Origin of the sequence: Cloacibacterium rupense (genome assembly GCF_014645495.1) — a bacterium.
In the GTDB taxonomy this organism is placed as follows: Bacteria; Bacteroidota; Bacteroidia; order Flavobacteriales; family Weeksellaceae; genus Cloacibacterium; species Cloacibacterium rupense.
On the sequence record NZ_BMLV01000007.1, the window covers coordinates 60,651 to 83,280 of the forward strand.

The 22,630-nt window shown below is 33.3% G+C and carries 19 protein-coding genes; 13 read left to right on the forward strand and 6 right to left on the reverse strand.

Going from position 1 to position 22,630, the window contains the following annotated elements:
* Window positions 1-32 precede the first annotated feature (32 nt).
* The gene (locus IEW40_RS13425) at window positions 33-1,346 is read right to left on the reverse strand and encodes a M16 family metallopeptidase (protein ID WP_188618630.1); all 1,314 of its coding nucleotides are present in this window, start codon (window positions 1,344-1,346) and stop codon (window positions 33-35) included.
* 144 nt (window positions 1,347-1,490) lie between these two features.
* Here IEW40_RS13425 and IEW40_RS13430 point away from each other — a divergent pair, with 144 nt between their 5' ends.
* Genes IEW40_RS13430 through IEW40_RS13440 form a run of 3 tightly spaced genes read left to right on the forward strand, consistent with a single transcriptional unit; the run spans window position 1,491 to window position 5,650 of the window.
* Window positions 1,491-3,812, forward strand: coding sequence for an ATP-dependent helicase (locus IEW40_RS13430; RefSeq protein WP_188618631.1), 2,322 nt, complete (start codon window positions 1,491-1,493; stop codon window positions 3,810-3,812).
* A 48-nt stretch (window positions 3,813-3,860) separates the two neighbouring features.
* Complete coding sequence (locus IEW40_RS13435; protein ID WP_188618632.1) at window positions 3,861-4,685, forward strand: alpha/beta hydrolase; 825 nt, start codon at window positions 3,861-3,863, stop codon at window positions 4,683-4,685.
* A 59-nt stretch (window positions 4,686-4,744) separates the two neighbouring features.
* Entirely contained in the window at window positions 4,745-5,650 is a 906-nt protein-coding gene (locus tag IEW40_RS13440; RefSeq protein WP_188618633.1) for a DUF6263 family protein, read from the forward strand.
* A gap of 59 nt (window positions 5,651-5,709) precedes the next feature.
* On the opposite strand, the gene IEW40_RS13445 is transcribed toward IEW40_RS13440, so the two are convergent.
* Window positions 5,710-6,042: a 2Fe-2S iron-sulfur cluster-binding protein gene (locus IEW40_RS13445; protein ID WP_188618634.1), complete on the reverse strand. Its 333-nt coding sequence runs from the start codon at window positions 6,040-6,042 to the stop codon at window positions 5,710-5,712.
* A gap of 57 nt (window positions 6,043-6,099) precedes the next feature.
* Window positions 6,100-7,152 (reverse strand): NAD(P)/FAD-dependent oxidoreductase, encoded by a 1,053-nt coding sequence (locus IEW40_RS13450; RefSeq protein WP_188618635.1) that lies wholly within the window; start codon window positions 7,150-7,152, stop codon window positions 6,100-6,102.
* Window positions 7,153-7,339: 187 nt separating this feature from the next.
* Here IEW40_RS13450 and IEW40_RS13455 point away from each other — a divergent pair, with 187 nt between their 5' ends.
* A complete protein-coding gene (locus tag IEW40_RS13455; protein WP_188618636.1) occupies window positions 7,340-8,101 on the forward strand; it encodes a DUF3108 domain-containing protein in 762 nt (253 codons plus the stop codon).
* A 146-nt stretch (window positions 8,102-8,247) separates the two neighbouring features.
* Complete coding sequence (locus tag IEW40_RS13460; RefSeq protein ID WP_188618637.1) at window positions 8,248-10,668, forward strand: DUF5916 domain-containing protein; 2,421 nt, start codon at window positions 8,248-8,250, stop codon at window positions 10,666-10,668.
* A 217-nt stretch (window positions 10,669-10,885) separates the two neighbouring features.
* On the opposite strand, the gene pheS is transcribed toward IEW40_RS13460, so the two are convergent.
* Together pheS and IEW40_RS13470 are read right to left on the reverse strand one after the other, a co-directional pair.
* Window positions 10,886-11,896: a phenylalanine--tRNA ligase subunit alpha gene (gene pheS, locus IEW40_RS13465; RefSeq protein ID WP_188618700.1), complete on the reverse strand. Its 1,011-nt coding sequence runs from the start codon at window positions 11,894-11,896 to the stop codon at window positions 10,886-10,888.
* Between the two features lie 151 nt (window positions 11,897-12,047).
* Entirely contained in the window at window positions 12,048-12,704 is a 657-nt protein-coding gene (locus IEW40_RS13470) for a YceI family protein (RefSeq protein ID WP_188618638.1), read from the reverse strand.
* A 90-nt stretch (window positions 12,705-12,794) separates the two neighbouring features.
* Between IEW40_RS13470 and IEW40_RS13475 the strand changes: the two genes are divergently transcribed.
* Window positions 12,795-13,733: a sulfate/molybdate ABC transporter ATP-binding protein gene (locus IEW40_RS13475; protein WP_188618639.1), complete on the forward strand. Its 939-nt coding sequence runs from the start codon at window positions 12,795-12,797 to the stop codon at window positions 13,731-13,733.
* Window positions 13,734-13,984: 251 nt separating this feature from the next.
* Here the strand turns inward: IEW40_RS13475 and IEW40_RS13480 are convergent, their stop codons facing one another.
* The gene (locus tag IEW40_RS13480) at window positions 13,985-14,317 is read right to left on the reverse strand and encodes a zinc ribbon domain-containing protein YjdM (RefSeq protein WP_188618640.1); all 333 of its coding nucleotides are present in this window, start codon (window positions 14,315-14,317) and stop codon (window positions 13,985-13,987) included.
* 222 nt (window positions 14,318-14,539) lie between these two features.
* Here IEW40_RS13480 and IEW40_RS13485 point away from each other — a divergent pair, with 222 nt between their 5' ends.
* From IEW40_RS13485 to IEW40_RS13515, 7 genes are all read left to right on the forward strand, one after another.
* Window positions 14,540-15,742, forward strand: a complete 1,203-nt coding sequence (locus IEW40_RS13485) for an RsmB/NOP family class I SAM-dependent RNA methyltransferase (protein WP_188618641.1) — start codon at window positions 14,540-14,542, stop codon at window positions 15,740-15,742.
* A gap of 3 nt (window positions 15,743-15,745) precedes the next feature.
* Window positions 15,746-16,423, forward strand: coding sequence for a class I SAM-dependent methyltransferase (locus tag IEW40_RS13490; protein WP_188618642.1), 678 nt, complete (start codon window positions 15,746-15,748; stop codon window positions 16,421-16,423).
* A complete protein-coding gene (locus IEW40_RS13495; RefSeq protein ID WP_188618643.1) occupies window positions 16,420-17,112 on the forward strand; it encodes a VanW family protein in 693 nt (230 codons plus the stop codon). The genes IEW40_RS13490 and IEW40_RS13495 overlap by 4 nt, the downstream gene beginning before the upstream one ends.
* A 183-nt stretch (window positions 17,113-17,295) precedes the next feature.
* Entirely contained in the window at window positions 17,296-18,966 is a 1,671-nt protein-coding gene (gene asnB / locus IEW40_RS13500; RefSeq protein ID WP_188618644.1) for an asparagine synthase B, read from the forward strand.
* Between the two features lie 331 nt (window positions 18,967-19,297).
* Complete coding sequence (locus IEW40_RS13505; RefSeq protein WP_188618645.1) at window positions 19,298-20,173, forward strand: carbon-nitrogen hydrolase; 876 nt, start codon at window positions 19,298-19,300, stop codon at window positions 20,171-20,173.
* On the forward strand, window positions 20,174-21,229 hold the full coding sequence (locus IEW40_RS13510) for an agmatine deiminase family protein (RefSeq protein ID WP_188618646.1): 1,056 nt from the start codon (window positions 20,174-20,176) through the stop codon (window positions 21,227-21,229). It begins immediately after the preceding gene.
* Window positions 21,230-21,454: 225 nt separating this feature from the next.
* Window positions 21,455-22,606 (forward strand): homogentisate 1,2-dioxygenase, encoded by a 1,152-nt coding sequence (locus tag IEW40_RS13515; protein ID WP_188618647.1) that lies wholly within the window; start codon window positions 21,455-21,457, stop codon window positions 22,604-22,606.
* The last annotated feature ends 24 nt before the right edge of the window (window positions 22,607-22,630 follow it).

Below are 22,630 nucleotides of genomic sequence, written 5' to 3' on the forward strand. Positions count from 1 at the left end.
TTAATAAACATTATCTTAATCCTGATTTCTGCTTATTTTTTTTCAGGAACGTAATTGATGATGACTCTTTGGTTGGTGTTCAAATATTTTTGAGCGGCTTTTCTTAAATCTTCTCTAGTGATAGATCTATAAATTTCTATTTCTTTGTTGATAAGATTAGTATCCCCCATCAATACATTATAAGTGGCTAGCGAAGCAGCAATTCCTTGTATGCTAGAATTAGAGTTAACAAACTGATTTTCAAATTGATTTTGAAGCTTTTGATAATCCTCCTCAGAGATCAATTCTGTTTGAATTTTCTTAACTTCTGCATCTATATCTGCTTTTAAAGTATCTTTAGAAGTTGCTCCCATAGGAATGGCAAAAAAAGCAAAAATACTTGCGTCTTCCATCCCTAAATTCACAGCTTGTACAGCTAGTGCCTTTTTCTCTTGGTCAATCAATTTTTTATAAAGAACAGAAGATTTACCATTACTAAGATAAGAAGAAAGCATCTGTAGAACATATCCGTCTTTTTCTTTATTAGAAGGTGTTCTGTAAGCAAAAAGATAAGCCGGCATTTGAATATTAGGGTCGGTAACTGTTACTTCTTTTTCTTGAGTTATAGGGTCATCTTTTGGAAATGATTTATCATATTTTACACCTTTAGGTATTCCTCCATAATAATCCTCAATCCATTTTTTAGTTTGCTCTGGCTTTATGTCACCTGCTACTACTAATGTTGCATTATTTGGAACATAATATTTTTTATAAAACTCTAAAAACTCATCTAGTTTGGCAGCATTCAAATCCTCCATAGAGCCAATGGTAGGCCAATGATAAGGATGCTTTGTAAATACATTATTAAGAATAGCGGGCAATAGATTTCCGTAAGGTTGGTTATCCATTCTCATTCTTTTTTCTTCCTTCACCACTTCTCTTTGGGTATCTACCCCAATCTGATTAATAACAGCATGGCGCATTCTTTCTGCTTCCATCCAAAGACCAAGTTGCTCATTATTAGAAGGGAAAGTCTCATAATAATAAGTTCTGTCACTAGTAGTGTTGGCATTATTTTGTCCTCCATTAGAAGATACAATCTTGAACCACTCACCTCTTTTAATATTAGGAGTTCCTTCAAAAAGTAAATGTTCAAAAAAGTGGGCAAATCCACTTCTTCCTTTTACTTCATCTTTAGAACCTACATGATACATTACACCGGTAGTTACTACTGGCGCTGTATTGTCTTGATGGAGAATTACATGAAGACCATTCGGAAGGTCATACTCCTCGAATTTTATTTGCTGAGCGTTCATAGCAACTCCTAAAAATACTGCTACAGCAAATGATACTAAACTTTTTTTCATTGATAATGATATTTTTTCTAAAATTAGTAATAATAAGTGAAATAACGTTACAACAATTCTTCAATATTTGATTCTATTTTTAAAATCAAGCCTAGAAATTCATGGTTTTTATTTATTTTTGAGGCTTAAATTTTATTAGGAGAAATGGATTATTTGAATGGATTAAACGAACCTCAGTACGAAGCAGTTACCACTTTACAAGGGCCTTTAATGGTTTTGGCAGGAGCTGGCTCTGGTAAAACGAGAGTTCTTACGATGAGAATTGCACACCTTATTACCAATGGTGTAGATCCGTTTCAGATTTTGGCGCTTACTTTTACCAATAAAGCAGCCAAAGAAATGAAAGAACGTATCGCAAAAGTAGTAGGAAACAGCAATGCCAGAAGCCTTTGGATGGGAACTTTTCACTCTGTTTTTGCCAGAATTCTAAGAAGCGAAGCACATTATTTGGGCTACCCTTCTAATTTCACCATTTATGATACCCAAGATTCTTTGAATGTTCTGAAGAAAGTTTTAAAAGAATTAAACATAGATTCAGATTTATACAAACCAAAGAAAGTTCAATCTAGAATTTCGGCGTATAAAAATAACCTGATTACGGTAAATGCTTATTACAATAATCCTGAAGTAATGGAAGCTGATGAACGTGCCAACATGAAACATATGGGGCAAATTTATCAGAAATATGTAGAACAATGCTTCAAAAATGGTGCAATGGATTTTGATGATTTATTGCTAAGAACCAATGAGTTATTAACCAGATTCCCTGAAGTTTTAGCAAAATACCAAGATAGATTTCGATATATTTTGGTTGATGAGTACCAAGATACCAATCATTCTCAATACTTGATTGTGAAGGCGCTTTCTTCTAAGTTTGAGAATATTTGTGTGGTAGGTGATGATGCACAATCGATTTACTCTTTCCGAGGTGCCAATATTTACAATATTTTGAATTTTAAAAAAGATTATCCTGATGCCAAAACAGTCTCACTAGAACAAAATTACCGTTCTACACAGAATATCGTAAATGCGGCCAATGTGGTAATTGCCAAGAATAAAGCACAATTCCCGAAAAACGTTTTTAGTGATAATGAAATTGGTGATAAAATAAAAGTTTACCGTTCACTTTCAGATGCAGATGAAGCCAATTTTGTGGCGAATAATATTTGGGAACAACACAATACTCATCAAAGAAAATTTACAGATTTTGCCATTTTATACAGAACCAATTCACAAACCAGAGCTTTCGAAGATGCGCTGAGACGTAAAAACATTCCGTACAGAGTTTATGGAGGTTTAAGTTTTTACCAAAGAAAAGAAATCAAAGATTTGGTGGCCTATCTCAGAATTTTGGTCAATGAAAATGACAATGAAGCTTTGATGAGAATCATCAATTATCCGGCTCGTTCCATCGGCGAAACTACTCAAAATAAATTGATAGTTTTTGCAGATTCTCAGAACGTGAGAGTAGTAGATGTTTTGAATAATCTAGGGCAATACGCGCCTCAATTGGGTTTAAATAATGGGGTAATTGCTAAATTGGCAGATTTTTGGAGCATGATTAAAGCCTTCCAAGTGATGCTAAAAACCGAAAATGCCTACACCGTAGCGATGGAAGTTGCCCAAAGAAGTGGATTAATTAAATTTCTAAAAGACGACCAAACACCAGAAGGAATTTCTAGGGTAGAAAACGTGCAAGAACTCATGAATTCTATGCAAGGTTTCATAGACGAGCAAAAACAATTAGAAGACGGTGACCCAAGTTTATCAAGTTTTTTAGAAAATATCGCCCTTTCTACAGACCAAGACAAAAAATCTGAAAACGAAGACCAAGTTTCTCTAATGACGATTCACTTGTCTAAAGGTTTAGAGTTTCCTGTGGTGCATTTGGTAGGTTTAGAAGAAAATCTTTTCCCAAGTTTTATGAGTTCTTCCACACGTGAAGAGCTAGAAGAAGAGCGAAGATTATTCTATGTAGCATTAACAAGAGCAGAAAAACAAGTGTTTTTCTCTTACGCCATTTCTAGATTTCAATGGGGAAAAATTACCGATGCAGAACCTTCTAGATTCTTGAGCGAAATAGATGCAGAATATTTAGAATTTGTAAATCCTGCAGTTACAGAGAAAAAAGTGTTTAATCGTTCTGGCTTAACTTCGGATATTTTTGGAGATTTTTCTGAACCGAAATTTGTAAAAAAAGAACCAAAGAAAACGTTCAATGCTCCAGAATCTACCATTCAGCCAAAGAATTTAAAACCGGTAGCTTCTGCCAGAATCATTAATCCGAGCGGAGGTTCTTCTCAGGATATTGAAGTAGGAGACAGAGTTCGCCATGATAGATTTGGCGTAGGCGAAGTGATTTTCTTAGACGGAACTGACCCAGAAAATATTAAAGCAAAAGTGAAATTTGCCACAGAAGGAGAAAAAAATCTAATCCTGAAATTTGCAAAACTGACGAAAATATAAACTGAAAACGTGTGTAAAAGCACGTTTTTTTAATATATCTTATTTACTATGAAAAAGTTTTTTGCCTTTTTAATTTTATTGTTTATTTCGATGCAAATTTTTGCACAAAATAAAGATTATCAAACAATTGCGAATATTCATTATTATGATGAAACTACCAATAAATCTGACATTTACATTAATGAACGTTGTGTTTTAGATATTTATATTCCAAAAAATGTGAAGAATTTTTCTACAGTGATTTGGTTTCACGGTGGTGGATTAACTGGCGGAAACAAAGAAATTCCGAAATATTTGCAAGAAAAAGGAATTGCAGTAATTGGTGTTAATTACAGACTTTCTCCCAAAGTAAATGCTGCCAAAGCGATAGACGATGCAGCAGCAGCTACAGCTTGGGTTTTCAAAAATATTAAGAATTATGGAGGTAACGAAAATTTAATTTTTATTTCAGGACATTCAGCTGGCGGTTATTTGGCAAGTATGGTGGCTCTCAACAAAGATTATTTGGCTAAATATAATATAGATGCTAATCAGCTGGCTGCGATTATTCCTTTTAGTGGACACGCTATTACGCATTTTACCATCAGGAAAGAAAGAGGTTTCCCAGATTATAAACCTCAGATAGATGAATTTGCACCTATTTATTTCGTGAGAGCAGATGCGCCACCAATGTTATTAATTACAGGTGATAGAGAATTAGAACTTCTCGGCAGATACGAAGAAAATGCCTACATGCTCAGAATGATGAAATTGGCAGGTCATAAACAAACTACTTTATATGAATTACAAGGTTACGACCACGGAGGAATGGCTGAACCTGCTTTTCCTTTGCTTTTAAAAGAAATAAAAAGAATTGAAAAGCAAAAAAAATAAAAAATAATTAATCTGAAATTACCATAAAATTTCATATTTTTACAAAAAACAACTTAAAAATGAAAAAACTATCAACTTTTACAGTGCTTTTCTTGGCCATTGTAACTTTTTCACAGACTTACAATATTTCATTGAATCTTAAAAAGGGAGAAACATACCACACACTTAATGACATAAAAATGAATATGTTACAAAAAGTTATGGGACAAGAAATACCTATGAAAATGAATATGATGCTTGGCCTTTCTTTTAATGTTTTAGATTCACAAAAAGACGTTTGTAATCTTGAGGCTAAATATAGCTATCTGGGAACCAATGTTTCTATGATGGGACAAGATTACATGATGGCTTCTGATGCTGATCTTAGTATTCCACCAAATAAATTAATGGCTGCTATGGTAAACGTGCCTTTTACTATGAAAGTGAAATCTAATGGAGATGTACTAGAAGTTGTGGGCTATGAAAAAGTTCTAGAAGCGATGAAAAATGCTTTGCCTGATTCTCCTTCTGCTAAAGAATTTGAAAAGTCTTATTCTAAAGAACAAATTTCTCAAAATTTTAAATCGACTTTCTTTGCTATTCCTCCAAAACCTGTAAAAATAGGTGAAACTTGGAACGCTGTTTTTGTAAGCAAAAATAATGATATTGATATCTCTAACAACATGACTTGTAAACTAGAAGCAGTAGAAGGAGATGTTTATAAAATCTCTTATGTTGGTGATTTAATTGCCAAGGAAGGAACTTCTATGGAAAGAGAAGGAATGAAAATGAATGTAAAAAAAATGGATGGTAAAATGAGCGGAACTTTACAACTAGACAAAAAATCATCTTGGGTGAAAAATAGTGACAATTCAGGAAGTCTAAATATGGAAATAGATGCTGATATCAACGGAACCAAAATGCCGATGGAAAGCAAAATTGACATGGCTTATAAAACAACCAATGAACCTGCTCCTAAAAAATAATTTCAATAAAGTAATTGATAAAAAATGCCCCGAATAATTATTCAGGGCGTTTTTATTTTTTATTCATAAGGTGCTAATTCTACTTCCAATCCTTCTAAATCTTCGGTAATGTGAATTTGGCAACCCAATCTAGAGTTTTCTTTCACATTATACGCTTCTGAAAGCATAGCATCTTCTTCATCAGATTTTTCTGGGAGCGCGGTGTCACTTTTTACGTAGCATTGGCAAGAAGCACACATGGCCATACCACCACAAACACCTATAGTTCCTTCTTCTGCTAGCTCGTAGAGTTTTACTACTTCCATCAGATTAAGAGCCATATCTGTGGGTGCAGCCACTTCGTGAGTTACTCCATTTCTATCTGTAATTTTTATGTTTACGTCTAAAGCCACAATTTTTAAAATTTGAGGTTGTTTATTTTTTTTTGATTAAATTCTCTATTCTGAATTTTAATCAATCTTCTTTACTACAGCTTTTTCAGCTTCTTTTCTAGAACCATCAAAACCATCTACTCCACTTACAGTAGTATATTTTAAGACATATTTTCTACCCGGATTTAATCTATTATAAACACTTTGACACATCAATGTAGCCTCGTGAAAACCACATAAAATCAATTTTAGTTTTCCAGGATAAGTATTTACATCACCAATTGCATAAACGCCTTCAATATTAGTTTGATAATCCAAAGCATTATTCACTACAATAGCATTTTTCTCAATTTCTAATCCCCAATCTGCGATTGCTCCTAATTTCGGAGTAAGTCCAAAAAGCGGAATGAAATAATCTGTTTCAAGGTCATATACATTACCTTCTTGTTCTACGGTGATGGCTTCTATATGCCCATCGCCTTTTAACCCGACAACTTCTGCAGGAGTCACTAAATTTATTTTACCTGCGTTTTTAAGTTCTTGTACTTTTTCTACAGAATCTAAAGCGCCTCTAAATTCATTTCTACGGTGAATTAAAGTCACAGATTTAGCCACATTGGCCAAGAAAATACTCCAATCCAAAGCAGAATCACCTCCACCTGCAATTACAATATTTTTATCTCTGTAAACTTCAGGATTTTTCACAAAATAATCTACCCCTTTTTCTTCGTAGTCTGCAATATTATCTATCAAAGGTTTTCTAGGTTCGAAAGTTCCTAAACCACCAGCAATGGCTACCGCTTTTGCATGATGTACAGTTCCCTTATTGGTAATCACCTCGAAGCTACCGTCTTCTAATTTATTAAGTGTAACAGCAGTTTCACCCAATGTAAAACCAGGTTGAAATTGCTTAATCTGCTCCATCAAATTATCTACCAATTCACCTGCTAAAACAGAAGGATAACCTGGGATATCAAAAATGGGCTTTTTAGGGTATAATTCAGTAAGTTGACCACCAGGCTGCGGAAGTGCATCTATAAGGTGGCATTTTAATTTTAATAAACCTGCTTCAAAAACAGCAAAAAGTCCGGTTGGGCCGGCTCCTATAATCAATAAATCTGTTGTAATCATTCTATAAGTATTTTTTATTGTAAATTTGTCAATTACTAATAAAAACTTTTCATATTGTGCAAATATAAGAATTTTTATGACCTAGCCCTGCAACTAAAGTGACATTTGTCATCTGTTATGACCATAGACAAGGTCTTTTTATTTTGGCAAGTTTTTTGAAAAGAAAAGAAAATAAATTTATTAAATAATGAAAAAATACATTTCTTTATTATTTTCATTCTCATTTTTATTGATGTTTTCACAGATTGGAAACATCAAAAACGGCGAAAAACTAAGTTTTAGAATTCATTATGGTATTTTAAATGCTGGTTATGCCACTCTTTCTGCCAACCAAGTTAATTACAGAAACGCACCACACTATAGAGTTACTGGAATTGGTAAAAGTACAGGAGCTGTAAGAGCTTTCTTCAAGGTAGATGATGTATATGAAAGTTATATCAATATCGCAACAGGTCTCCCAAGTCATTATGTAAGAAACGTTTCGGAAGGTGGATACAGAAGATATTTCGAAACAGATTTTAATCATGACAACCAAACCTTAGTATTAACCAATAAATTAGACAAAACTTCTAAAAATTTCAAAACAGTAAAAGGAATTCAAGATATGATTTCTGCTTTTTACTACCTTAGAAGTATGGACACTAATACGTTTAAAGTAGGAAGTTCTCTTAAAATTAATATTTGGATTGATGATGAAATTTATCCTTTTATGTTGAAAGTAACGGGTACAGAAATGAAAAACACCAAATTTGGAAAAATTTCTTGTCTTAAAATTGTACCTTATGTAATGAGTGGTAGAATTTTTAAATCTACTGAAGGTGTTACCATGTATGTAACCAATGATGCGAATCTCATCCCTGTAGAAATAAAAGCAGAACTTTTAGTAGGCTCTCTGAAAGCCAGTCTAGACAATTATCATAATGTAAAATACCCTTTGAATTTTAAATAGATAAAACATTTAAATCACTGAATATCATATAAAATCCGAATTTTTTCGGATTTTTTTTGTGAATTGATGTAATAAAACTAAAATATTAGTTGTCTTACTTGAAACAAATGAAAAAATTTTACAACTAATCTTCAAAATTAAAAACTATGAGAATTCGGATTTTATTTTTATTTACAATATTTTCAGTTTTATCTTTTGCACAAGAAAAGGTTCAAGACAGCATTACCCGAAAAAAAATAACCGCGGTAAAATTAGAAAAAGCCCCTAAAATAGATGGTAATCTAGATGATGACGCTTGGAAAAACATTCCTATTGCGAAGGATTTTATAGAATTTAGACCAAACAATGGGAAAGCAGAAGATGCAGATTTCAAATCAGAAGTAAAAATTGCCTATGATGACACCGGAATCTATGTCTCTGCTATGTTATATGACAAAGAACCTTCTAAAATTTCTAAAGAACTTACCGAAAGAGATAATATAGGCAATGACGATTTTTTTGTGCTTTTTCTCAATGGTTATAATGATAAACAACAGAGTTTAGAACTTTTTGTGACAGCAGCTGGTGTACAAGCAGACAGTAAAATAACCAACGAAAATGGCGAAGATTTTTCTTGGAACGGAATCTGGTATTCTGCTGCAAAAATTGTAGAAAATGGATGGACTGTAGAAATGAAAATTCCTTTTTCTGAACTTAGATTTCCTAAAAGTGAAGTCCAAAATTGGGGTTTAAATTTTTTCAGACAAATAAACAGAACCAAAACAGCCTACACCTGGAATTACATCAATAACCAAAAAGGTGGTTTCTTACTATATGACGGAGTTTTGGAAAACATCAAAAATATTGATCCGCCAATTCGATTATCTTTTATGCCTTATTTTTCTACTTATATCAATAATTATGATGGGCAAACTACAACCAATTTCAATGGAGGAATGGATGTAAAATACGGAATAAATGATGCTTTCACCTTTGATATGACTTTAATTCCTGATTTCGGACAAGCTAATTTTGATAATTCTATTTTAAATTTAACACCATTCGAACAGCAATTTACAGAGCAACGTTCATTCTTTACCGAAGGTACAGAACTTTTCGAAAAAGGAAATATGTTCTATTCTAGAAGAGTGGGTGGTTATCCTTCAAAATCTGCAAACGTTTCTGCTGACGAAACTTTGGTAGAAGAACCTTCAAAAGTAAAATTATTTAATGCTTTTAAAATTTCTGGAAGAACAAGTAAAGGTCTGGGAATAGGATTTTTCAACGGGATTACAGAAAAAGCAGAAGCTATTATTAAAAACAATATTACAGGCGAAACCAGAAAAGAAATTCTAGAACCTTGGGCTAATTATAATGTTCTGGTTCTAGATCAGAGATTCAACGAAAATTCGTCTGTTACCTTCGTTAATACCAATACCATGAGAAGTGGCAGTTTCAGAGATGCTAATTCTACTGGCTTATTATGGAATATCAGAAATAAGAAAAACACTTATCAATACTACGGAAATGTAAAAGGAAGTTGGGTAATGGATGACGGTACTAAATTTGGAAACAAAAGTCAGTTCGGTTTCGGAAAAGTATCTGGCAAACACAGATTTGATGTTAATGCAAATTTTACAACTAAAAATTGGGACATCAATGATTTAGGATTTTCTACAACTACCAATATTGCCAATTATAATGCTTGGTATGGATATAGAATTCTACAACCTACCAAAAGATTCAATAATATTTATTTAAACAATAACATTACTTACTCTCACAGATTAGACCCATTTTTGTTTTCTACATTTAGATTTAATCACAATAATCAGTTTACCGACAAAAACTTTCGCAGTTTTGGTGGCGGCGTAGAATTTACACCATTTGGTGAAAAAGACATCTTCGAGCCTAGAAAATTCGGGAGACACCTTAATGTTCCAGGATATTTTGATAGCTGGATTTGGTACGAAAGTGATTCTAGAAAAAAACTACAATTTAATGTAAACATAGATTACTATGCATATAACGAAAAAGGGAGAAACAAAGTAATTCCTTCGGCATACATTAGATACAGATTTTCTGATAAATTTAATGCGATTTGGCAATTCAATCCTGTATTTAGTAACAATGAAATAGGATATGCTGGTAATAACGGAACTGACATTTTTATGGGAAGAAGACAGAGAAACACCTACGAAAATTCACTTACCTCACAATATAGTTTTAATGAAAAAATGACCCTTTCGTTGGCATTCCGTCATTATTTTTCAGACGTTACTTACCATCAATTCTACACCCTAAATCAAGACGGAAATTTAGCAAATACCAATAATTTTTCTAATAACCTAAACGGAACATATAACTCTTGGAATGTGGATCTTAGATACACTTGGTGGTTTGCGCCAGGTTCACAGCTTACGCTATTGTACAGAAATGCAGTAAGTAATTATCAAGATGTTTCGAGATTAACTTTTGGTAAAAATTTTGACACCCTTTTTAATGAACCTATGACCAATAATATTTCGTTAAGATTAACTTACTTTTTAGATTACAACAGAGCCAAAAATTGGTTCAGAAAATCTTAAAAAATTCAAATTCGGCGCACATTAGCTTCTCATAATCTAGATCTTTATTATGTAAAAACCGCTTCAGGATTTCTGAAGCGGTTTGATTTTTATGTATTGTCTTGATAGGATTTTATCCTATCCTTTATTAAGTCGCTACTTCGTGGCTCTACTCTATTTTGATTTAATTTAAAGTCTTTAATGCTATCATTTCTATCACTCTACAATTCTCCCACTCTTAAAGATGCCCGAATTGTTGCAACATTCTCTTATCATTTTCGAAGAACATTCTGATATCTCCCAATTGATAAAGCAACATCACAATTCTCTCAATTCCCATTCCGAAGGCATAACCAGAATACTTATCAGCATCTATATTTACATTTTTAAGAACCGCAGGATCTACCATTCCGCAACCCATAATTTCTAGCCAACCTGTTCCTTTAGTAATTCTGTAATCTGTTTCAGAGTTCAACCCCCAATAAACATCTACCTCAGCACTTGGCTCTGTAAAAGGGAAATATGAAGGTCTCATTCTGATTTTAGACTTCCCAAAAAGCTCTGTGGTGAAAAACTGCAAAGTTTGTTTAAGGTCTGCAAAACTCACATTTTCATCAATATACAAACCTTCAATCTGATGGAAAATACAATGCGAACGAGAAGAAATAGCCTCATTACGGAAAACTCTTCCTGGAGAAAGAATTCTAATTGGTGGCTGGTTCTCTTCCATATATCTAATTTGCACAGAAGAAGTATGTGTTCTCAATAAAACATCAGGATTGGTTTCTATAAAGAACGTATCTTGCATATCTCTTGCTGGGTGATATTCTGGTAAATTAAGCGCGGTAAAGTTGTGCCAATCATCTTCAATCTCTGGCCCATCAGCCACCGCAAAACCTATAGATTTAAAAATTTCTATAATTCTGTTTTTCACTAAACTGATAGGATGTCTAGAACCTAGTTCCAATGGAAAAGCTGGTTTTGTAAGATCTTCTTTTTCAATAATAATTTGACTTGAAGTCGCTTCTTTTAGTGCTTCTAATTTTGCTTCAACAGCTTGTCTTAAAGAATTAATTTTTTGTCCAAAATCTTTCTTCTGCTCATTAGGAACTTCTTTAAATTTTTCAAAAAAATCTTTTAAAATTCCTTTTTTACCATTGTATTTAATACGAAATTGCTCTATTTCTTCTTTATTGTGAGATCTAAATGCATTTACTTCAACCAAAAGTTGTTCTATTTTCTCTATCATCATTATGAAATATATTGATTTGCAAAAATACGATTTTTTATTTTTTAAAAACCACAGAACAAACAAAAGAATAATTTATTCTTAAAACAGAAAAAAAGAACTCACAAAACTGCGAGTTCCTATAGATTTTTTTTGCCTTTGATACTATAAATTACTTACTCTCCATTGCCTTAATCAAAACCTGAAGATTAATTTCTTTGTTCAACAATCCATTTTCAAAAGGAATTTCAAATTTCAAACCATAATCTTCTCTGTTAATGTCAGTTGGTTCCGTTGCAACGCTTACATTTCCGTTTTGTACCGTAACATTCGCTTTGAATTGAACAGGTTTTGTAATACCTTTTATGGTCAGATTTCCATCTAAAATGGTATTGTAATCACCACTTGTAGTCTCTGTAACTTTAGTAATTTCGTAAGAAGCCGTCGGAAATTTTTCCACCTCAAAGAAATCTGCACTTTTTAGATGACCTTCCAGTTTGGTTTTCATTTCTTGATTATCTTTCAAATCAATATTTTCTAATGTATTAATATCAGCAACAAATTTACCAGACTGCAATTTCCCATCCTTCACGGTAACATCTCCACTTTCAAATCTTATGATACCAAAGTGTGTGGTCTGGTCAGATTTCAAAACCTTATACCCTTTCCACTCTACTCTACTATTCATGGTATCTACTTTGTATTGTACACCGTCATTTTGGGTAAGAACTTCATTCGTTTCACTACTTACTGGTTTGTCTTTACCACAGGATATTAAAAATGCAGCAATCCCTAAAACTGCTGTTACCACTATAATTTTCTTTTTCATCTTGTTGTTTTATAATTTTTTTTCTTTGGCTAAAATAAGAAATTTATCATCATTTTTTTAAAATTTATTGCAGAATGCTTACTTTTGTATATGCTTTTGACTGTAAGAAACTTATATTTCGGATACACCTCTGTAAATCCACTTTTTAGAAACTTAAATCTTTCTGTAGAAAAAGGAAAAATTATCGCACTAGCTGGTGAAAGCGGTTGTGGTAAATCTACATTGCTCAATATTATCTATGGTCTTATTGATTGGCAAAGTGGTGAGATTTTCCTAGAAAACGAAAAACTCTATGGCCCAAAAGGAAACATAGTCCCAGGCGAACTAGGGCTAAAATTGGTTTCTCAGCATTATGATTTAATGCCTTATCTCACAGTGAGAGAAAATGTAGGTAAATTTATTTCGAATACCAATCTTATAGAAAAAAAGCAAAAAGTAGAAGAACTTTTAGAAGTGGTAGGCTTAGAAAACTACGCCAATGTACTTCCTAAAAACTTAAGTGGCGGACAACAACAACGTGTTGCCATTGCAAGAGCGCTTTCTATCATGCCGAAATTGCTTCTTCTAGATGAGCCTTTCAGCAATTTAGATTATTCTAGAAAAATGGAACTAAGGGAGAGATTATTTAATTACGTGAAAGAAAATCAACTTTCTGTGATTATTTCTACCCACGAAATTCAGGAAATTTTACCTTGGATAGACCAAATTGTGGTCTTGCAAGAAGGAAGATTAATTCAAAATGATAGCGCAGAAGAAACCTTCAAAAACCCTTACAATTCTTATGTAGCCAAACTTCTAGGCGAAGTAAATACCATAACAGACGAACAAAAACACCAACTTCAAATTTCTAGAAATCATTTTTTCCCGCATCAGATTATTCTAGATGAAAACGGAAAAGAAGCCAAAGTTTCAGACAGTAGATTTGCTGGAAACCACTATTGGAACAGAATTTTTGTGAATGGAATCCCTCTAGTTATGTATTCTTCTCAAAAACTAGAAGGAAATATTAAAGTAAAATTTAATTTTTAGCATTAAAAAAACACTTAAAATACTAAAAATTAACATTTTACAAAAATCCATTCTCTTTTTAAAGAAAATTTCTTAATTTTGTCTTCCCTAAAAAGATAAGGAAATTTTTGGTTAATTCTCTTTCTGCCTTTATGGACTGAAATTAGCATTGTTCAATCTCTGCAATCAAAGTCTTAGAAAAGAACCCTGTCCAAATTTTTCCTTTTATTTTGCTTTTTGTTAGAAGTCAATTACCAAAAGCCAATAACTTATTACGCTTTCTTCACAAATTCAGACTTCAAAGCCATCGCTCCAAAACCATCAATTTTACAATCGATATTATGGTCAGAACCTGGTCTTAATCTAATATTTATCACTTTAGTTCCTGCTTTTACAGGTTTTGGTGCACCTTTTACTGGCAAATCTTTTATTACTACCACAGAATCTCCATTTTGTAATTCGTTTCCGTTGCTGTCGAAAATTTTATCTTCTGCACCTACTTCCGCAGGATCAAACTCGTGGAAACATTGACTACAAACCAAAAGATTATCTTGTTCGTAGGTAAATTCGCTGCCACATTTTGGGCAAGGCATCAATTCGCTCATTTTTTTAATTTTTGCAAAGGTATTATTTTGCTTTCAGGTTTCAACAATCAGCAATCAGCTTTTTTAAAAACTTCCATCTTCCATTCTTCCGCCTTCCAACAAAAAAATCCGTATTTTTGCAAAAATTTTGATTCTTTTTGATAAGCGAAGTGCCTTTGCGAAGCATAAAATATTTTCAAAATTATTAAAAAACATTACGCACTTTGCGTTAAAATCAATATAATGGAACTAATTCACAGAAACCTCCTCATCGGAATACACGACTCGCTTCAAGAAACTTTTTTTGAAAAAAATAAATATGCAGATAAAGTTATAGAAAGACTTTTAAAAGCTCACAGAAAATGGGGAAGCCAAGACAGAGCCGTAGTTTCGGAGATTTTTTACAACATCATCCGTTGGAAAAAACGCCTAGAATATTACATTGGTGAAGGTGCAAAACCTGGAAATATCTATAAACTCATCCTTGCTTATTTGCTTTGGAGTAAAACCCATTACAAAAAATTTGAAGAATTTGACGGAATTAAAATCGCAGATATTTTAACCAAACTAAAAAAAGGAACTGTTCCTAATAAAGCTTTTGAACATTCTATTCCAGAATGGTTGGCAGCAACTTTAGAAAAAGAATTGGGTGCTAATTGGGAAAGAGAAATGATAGCTTTGAACGAACAAGCGCCAACTATCCTAAGAGCTAATTCTCTGAAAACTTCTGCAAAACATTTAATAGAAGAACTAAAACACGAAAACGTAGAAAGTTTTACCATCAATGGTTTCAAAGATGCAGTACAATTAGAAGAAAAGAAAAATGTGTTCTTGACTTCAGCTTTTAAAGATGGACTTTTCGAGGTTCAAGATGCTGGCTCTCAAAAAATTGCAGAATTTCTAGACGTAAAACCCGGAATGCGAGTGGTAGATGCTTGCGCAGGAGCAGGCGGAAAAACACTTCACCTTGCTGCTATGATGGAAAATAAAGGTCAAATTATTGCAATGGATATTCATGGTTGGAAATTAACTGAACTGAAACGCCGCGCAAAAAGAGCTGGCGCTCACAACATAGAAACCAGAGAAATTACCGATACTAAAGTCATCAAAAGATTGCACGAAAAAGCAGATAGACTATTGATAGACGCACCTTGTTCTGGACTTGGTGTTTTGAAAAGAAACCCAGATTCTAAGTGGAAAATTGATCAAGATTTTATTGATAGAATTAAAAAAGAACAACAACAAATTCTGCAAGATTATTCTAAAATCATCAGAAAAGGTGGTAAATTGGTCTATGCAACGTGTTCTATTCTTCCAAGTGAAAATAACGAACAAGTAGCAGAATTTCTAAAAAACAATCCAGATTTTAAATTGGTAAAAGATGAAAAAGTAATGCCAAGTTCTGGTTTTGATGGCTTTTATATGGCACTGATTGAGAGAATCTAAAAAATGTCCACCGAAAAAATTATAGAATATTACGACCAACTTGCTTCTGAATATGATGAAAATCGTTTTGGGAATTCTTACGGTCAATTTATTGATTTTCAAGAGCGAAGAATATTAAATAAAATTTTTAAAAATCAATCTGGTAAGATTTTAGACATTGCTTGCGGAAGCGGAAGATTGACCAATTTTGCAACTTCTGGCGCAGACGCAAGTGAAGAAATGCTGAAAATTGCTCACAAAAAATTCCCAGAAAAAGAGTTTTTTCAAGCAAAATCAAATGATTTGCCTTTTGAAAAAGAAAACTTTCAAGGTTGTCTTACATTTCACTTTATAATGCATCTTGATGAAGATATTTTTACAAAAACCATTGATGAAGTTCACCGAATTTTGTCTAAAAATGGAACTTTTGTTTTTGATATTCCTGTAAAAAACAGAAGAAAAATCCTCAATCAAAATCAAGAAAATTGGCACGCTGCACTGAGTTTCAACCAAGATGAAATAGAAAAATTTATCAAAAACAAATTCGAAATCCGAAAGAAATTCGGGCTTTTAATCATTCCTATTCACAGAATCCCAAAGCGTTTCAGAAAATATTTTCTTACATTTGATTTTCTGTTGTCTAATTTTGGATTACTGAAAAACCTCTCTTCTTATCATATTTATGAACTAAGAAAAATATGAGTTTTAAAAAGCAAATTAAAGTTTTTGTAAAATTAACTTTCAGGAAAATCGAAGATTCCTTCAATAGAATTCCGTTTGCTATTAAAAAAAATGATGAAGAGTTGCCTTACAAAGTTACGATTCAGCAACCTTTCATTTCTCAAGAATTTTTAGAAAACAAAAAGCATAATCTAAAGGTTGCCTCAGAAAAAATCAATCAAATTATAGTTTATCCCAATGAAATTTTCTCTTTTTGGAAAATTGTAAAAAATCCGAACAATACCAATGTTTATAAATCTGGCAGAAGTTTGGTGGCGGGCAAACTTCAAGAGCAAATTGGTGGTGGTTTGTGTCAAATCTCGGGAGCTATTTTCCATTTGGCGTTACTTTCTCAACTAGAAATTGTAGAAAGACATCAACATTCTGTAGATATTTACACTGAAGAAAACCGCTACACACCGCTAGGAACAGACGCTACTGTAGTTTTTGGGTACAAAGATTTGCGCATCAGAAATCCTTATCATTTTCCTATTCAGTTTCGGTTTTCAGTAGAAGAAAATCATTTTGTTGGCGAATTATGTTCTAAAGAAAAAATAGAAACCTCGGCTTTAAACTTCGAAATTAAAAGTTCTGAAAATGAAAAAACAGTTTCAATTATAGACAACGGCAAAATTATTTCTGTTTCTCATTATAAAAATCAATCACTTTAACTTAAAAAAATTAACCAACTTTCTTTAAATAAGCGTTTGATATTAAAATATTTCTAAAAAACTTTAATTTAATTAAAAATTTAAACTAATTTAAAATTTTTGTTTTTATTTTTAAATGTAAAGTATATTTTTGCAACAGAAATTTAATCAAATTATTAATTATTACTCAACCAATATAAAATTATGTGCGGAATTGTATGCTTGTTTGATGCAAAACAAAAAACAGAAACACTAAGACCACAAATCTTAGAAATGTCTAAAAAAATAAGACATAGAGGACCAGATTGGAGCGGAATTTTTCAGTCAGAAAAAACTGTTTTCTCACACGAAAGATTAGCGATTGTAGACCCAACTTCTGGTAAACAACCATTATATACCAAAGACGGAAAAGTAGTTTTAGCCGTAAACGGAGAAATCTATAACCATAGAGAACTGAGAAAAGAATTCCCTGATTATGAATTCCTTACACAATCTGACTGCGAAGTAATCTTGGCATTGTACAGAAGAGATGGTAAAGATTTCATCGAAAAACTGAATGGGATTTTTTCTTTTGCGCTTTATGATATAGAAAACGATATTTATCTAATCGCAAGAGACCACATGGGAATTTGTCCGCTTTATCAAGGTTGGGACAAACATGGCAACTACTACATTGGCTCTGAACTAAAAGCACTAGAAGGTGTTTGTAATAAGATTGAAACTTTTTTACCAGGACACTTTGTATATAGCAAAGACGGACAAGAATTACAACAATGGTACAAAAGAGATTGGGAAAGTTATGACGCGGTAAAAGATAATGAAACAGATATTGCTGCTATTAGAAAAGGTCTAGAAGAAGCGGTACACAGACAATTGATGAGTGATGTTCCTTATGGAGTTTTGCTTTCTGGAGGTCTAGATTCTTCAATTATTTCTGCTGTTGCAGCTAAATATGCAAGAAATAGAATTGAAAGCGGCGACCAACAAGAAGCTTGGTATCCTAGATTACACAGTTTTGCGGTTGGTTTAGAAGGTTCGCCAGATTTATTAGCGGCTCAGAAAGCAGCAGAACATATCGGTTCTGTACACCACGAAATACATTTCACAGTTCAAGAAGGTTTAGATGCAGTTCGAGACGTAATTTATCATCTAGAAACGTATGATGTAACCACTGTAAGAGCTTCTACACCAATGTATTTGATGTCTAGAGTGATAAAATCTATGGGGATTAAGATGGTACTTTCTGGTGAAGGAAGTGATGAGCTTTTTGGAGGATATCTATATTTCCACAAAGCGCCAAATGCAAAAGAATTCCATGATGAGACGGTGAGAAAACTAGGAAAACTTCACCTTTATGATTGTTTAAGAGCGAACAAAGCATTGATGAGCTGGGGAATTGAAGGAAGAGTTCCTTTCTTGGATAAAGAATTTATGGATATTGCCATGAATGTAAATCCAAAAGATAAAATGGTGAACAAAGCCGAAGGTAAAATCGAAAAATGGGTTTTAAGAAAAGCCTTCGAAGATCTATTACCAGAAAGCATCGCATGGAGACAAAAAGAGCAATTTAGCGACGGTGTTGGTTACAGCTGGATTGACACTTTAAAAGAAATTGCAGAAAAAGAAGTGACAGATGAAATGATGGCAAATGCGAAATTCAGATTCCCACAAAATACTCCACAGAACAAAGAAGAATACAGATACAGAACTATTTTTGAGGAGCATTTCCCAAGTGAAACGGCTGCCCTTACTGTTCCTTCTGTTCCTTCAGTAGCTTGTTCTACACCAATTGCTCTCGAATGGGACGAAGCGTTCAAAAAAATGAATGACCCAAGTGGTAGAGCTGTACTAAGCGTACACGAAGATTCTTACTAAGAAATTTAATATTTGATATGAAGAGAAGTCTGTCCAAAATTTTGGGCAGGCTTTTTTATTGAATAATACCATTTAAACTTTAAAATTTCTGGAAGAGGCCACGAAGTGGCGAAATATAATAGCATCGGGTGAAGCCCGATGAAAAAATAAATAAGAAAAGTGAAGCCCTGAAATCGAAGATTCGACGTAGTCAAAGGGCGAAATGTTATTAAAGTAAATTCAAAGCCAAAGCGGTATAAAATCATTAACAATCAAGGATGAATTAAGCATTAAAAAAATTCATATTTTTGCATAGAATTTGTATAAAGTTAGAAATTTAAAATTCCAAAAAATGTCAAAAGTAAAAGTAGGCACAGTGCAAATGACCTGTGTAAAAGATAAAGAAACCAACTTGCAAAAAGCCATCGAAAAAGTGAGAGAAGCTGCTGCAAAAGGTGCTCAAATTGTATGTTTGCAAGAACTTTTTACGTCACTTTATTTCTGTGATGTAGAAGATTATGACAATTTTGATTTGGCAGAATCCATTCCTGGTCCTTCTACCAATGCTCTCAGCGAAGTTGCCAAAGAATTAGGCGTGGTAATAATAGCTTCACTTTTCGAGAAAAGAGCGCAAGGTTTGTACCATAATACTACCGCAATTTTAGACGCAGACGGAACTTATTTGGGTAAATACAGAAAAATGCACATTCCAGACGATCCTGCTTTTTACGAAAAATTTTATTTCACGCCGGGAGATTTAGGCTATAAAGTTTTTCAGACCAAATTTGCAAAAATTGGCGTTCTGATTTGTTGGGATCAGTGGTATCCTGAAGCTTCTAGAATCACTGCATTAATGGGAGCAGAAATTATGTTTTATCCTACAGCCATTGGTTGGGCAACAGACCAAGACGAAGAAACCAACAAAGATCAATACAATTCTTGGCAAACCATCCAAAGAAGTCACGCAGTTGCCAACGGAGTGCCTGTAGTTTCGGTAAATAGAGTTGGTTTTGAGCAAGATGGCGCTATGAAATTCTGGGGTGGTAGTTTTGTAACCAACGGTCAAGGGAAATTATTGTATCTTGCTTCTCACGACCAAGAAGAAGTGGTAGTTACCGAATTAGATTTATCCGAAAGCGATTATTTCAGAAAACACTGGCCTTTCTTGAGAGACAGAAGGATAGATTCTTACCAACCGATTACTAAAAGATTTATAGACGAAGATTAAATGATAGATTTACATAAAACCCCAAAACAATTAGGCTACACTTTTCCTGCAGAATGGGAAGAACACGAAGCAACTTGGCTTTCTTGGCCTCATAAGGAAGAATCTTGGCCAGGTAAATTAGAAGAAATTTATCCATTTTACTGTAAATTTATCAAAATTCTTTCAGAAGACGAATTCGTGAGAATTAATGTAAAAGATGAGGAAATGAGGAAATTCGCGATGGATTGTATTATGCAATCTGGTGCAAATCTCGAAAATATAGAATTCTATTTCCATGAAACCAATGACGCTTGGTGCAGAGACCACGGCCCTGCTTTCTTGATTAATAAAAATGGTGGAGAACCCGAAAAAGTAATCGTAGATTGGGGTTATAATGCTTGGGGAAATAAATATCCTCCGTTTGATTTTGACGATGTAATTCCTACAAAAATCGGAAAAGAATTCGATATTCCGGTTTTTCATCCAGGAATTGTAATGGAAGGCGGAAGCGTAGAATTTAACGGAAAAGGTACTATTCTGACTTCTAAATCTTGTCTCTTAAACAAAAACAGAAACCCTCATCTTACCAAAGAAGAAATTGAAGAATATCTAAAAAATTATTACGGACAAGAGCAAGTTCTTTGGGTAAGTGATGGAATTATCGGCGATGACACCGATGGACATATTGATGATACTGTTCGTTTTGTAAACGAAAATACAGTCCTTACCGTAGTAGAAGACAATCCTGAAGACGAAAACTACGAAATCTTGCAAACCAACCTTAGAGAATTGCAAGAAATGAAACTTTTAGACGGTACCCCTTTAAATATCATTGAATTACCAATGCCAGACCCAGTTATTTGGGAAGATCAAAGATTACCAGCTTCTTATGCAAATTTTTATATCTCGAACAAGCACGTAATTGTACCAACTTATAGATGTGATAAAGACGAAATTGCTTTAGAAATTATCCAAAAATGTTTCCCAGAAAGAAAAGTAGTTGGTATAGATTCTACCGAAATTATTTGGGGATTGGGAAGCTTCCATTGCTTGAGCCAACAAGAACCATTTATCTAAAAAACATACAATTTTCATCATAAATTAAGTGATGAAATTCTCATAATAAATCTCCTGTTTAATTAAAAAATAGGAGATTTTTTTTATGCCTATCATCATTTTGGGGATTATTTTTCATCTCGAAAAAACACATTTTACCCTCATAATAAAGCAGTTACAAGTTTTACAACAAAAACTTTGCTGTTTGCCCGAAATTTTTATATTTGTCAAAATCACAAGTTCATTATGAGATATATACAACTTGGGAACATCCCGCAAAAAAGGCACACGATTTTTAAATCTAAAGAAGACCAATTCTACTATGAACAACTTTTTGGTACAGAAGGCTTTAGCGGAATTTCTTCTTTGCTTTATCATATCCATAGGCCTACTCAAATTAAGAAAACTAACATCTTTAAAGATGTAACCCCAAAAATCGCTATCGACAAAAACATTATCCCAAGAATGTTTAAAGGGAAAAATGTAACACCAGAAGATGATTTTTTGGAAAGTAGAAAAATACTGATGCTGAACAATGACCTAAAAATGGGATTGGCAAAACCGAAAACTTCACCAGAATATTTCTACAAAAATGCAGAATGCGATGAACTTTTTTTTGTACACGAAGGTTCTGGAATTCTAAAAACTTTTATAGGAGATTTAGAATTTAGCGTAGGTGATTATTTAATCATTCCTAGAGGAACCATTTACCAATTTGATTTTTCATCGTCAGAAAATGTACTATTTTTCATAGAAAGTCATTCGCCAATTTACACCCCAAAAAGATATAGAAACCAATTCGGTCAACTTTTAGAGCATTCTCCGTTTTGTGAAAGAGACATCATAGTGCCTACTTTTACTGAACCCAAAAACGAAAAGGGAGATTTTTTAATCAAAGTAAAAAAAGAAAATCTAATTTGGGATTTTATTTATGCTACCCATCCGTTTGATGTAGTGGGTTGGGATGGCTATTTTTATCCTTTTAAATTCAATATTAAAAACTTCGAACCTATTACGGGAAGAATCCACCAACCACCACCAGTGCATCAAAATTTCGAAGCGCATAATTTTGTGGTTTGTTCCTTTGTAGCCAGAATGTATGATTATCATCCTTTGTCCATTCCTGCACCTTATAACCACAGCAATATTGACAGTGACGAGGTTTTATTTTACACCGAAGGAGATTTTATGAGTAGAAATCATATTGATTTAATGGATTTTACGCTTCATCCTGGTGGTATAGTTCATGGACCTCATCCTGGCGCTATGGAAAGAAGCATTGGCAAAAAATTTACAGATGAATATGCCGTAATGGTTGACCCTTTCAGACCACTAAAAATCACCGAAGAAGCCCTTAAAATAGAAGACCCTAGTTACAAAACCAGTTGGCTAGAATAATTTAATAAATTGATAAACAAATAG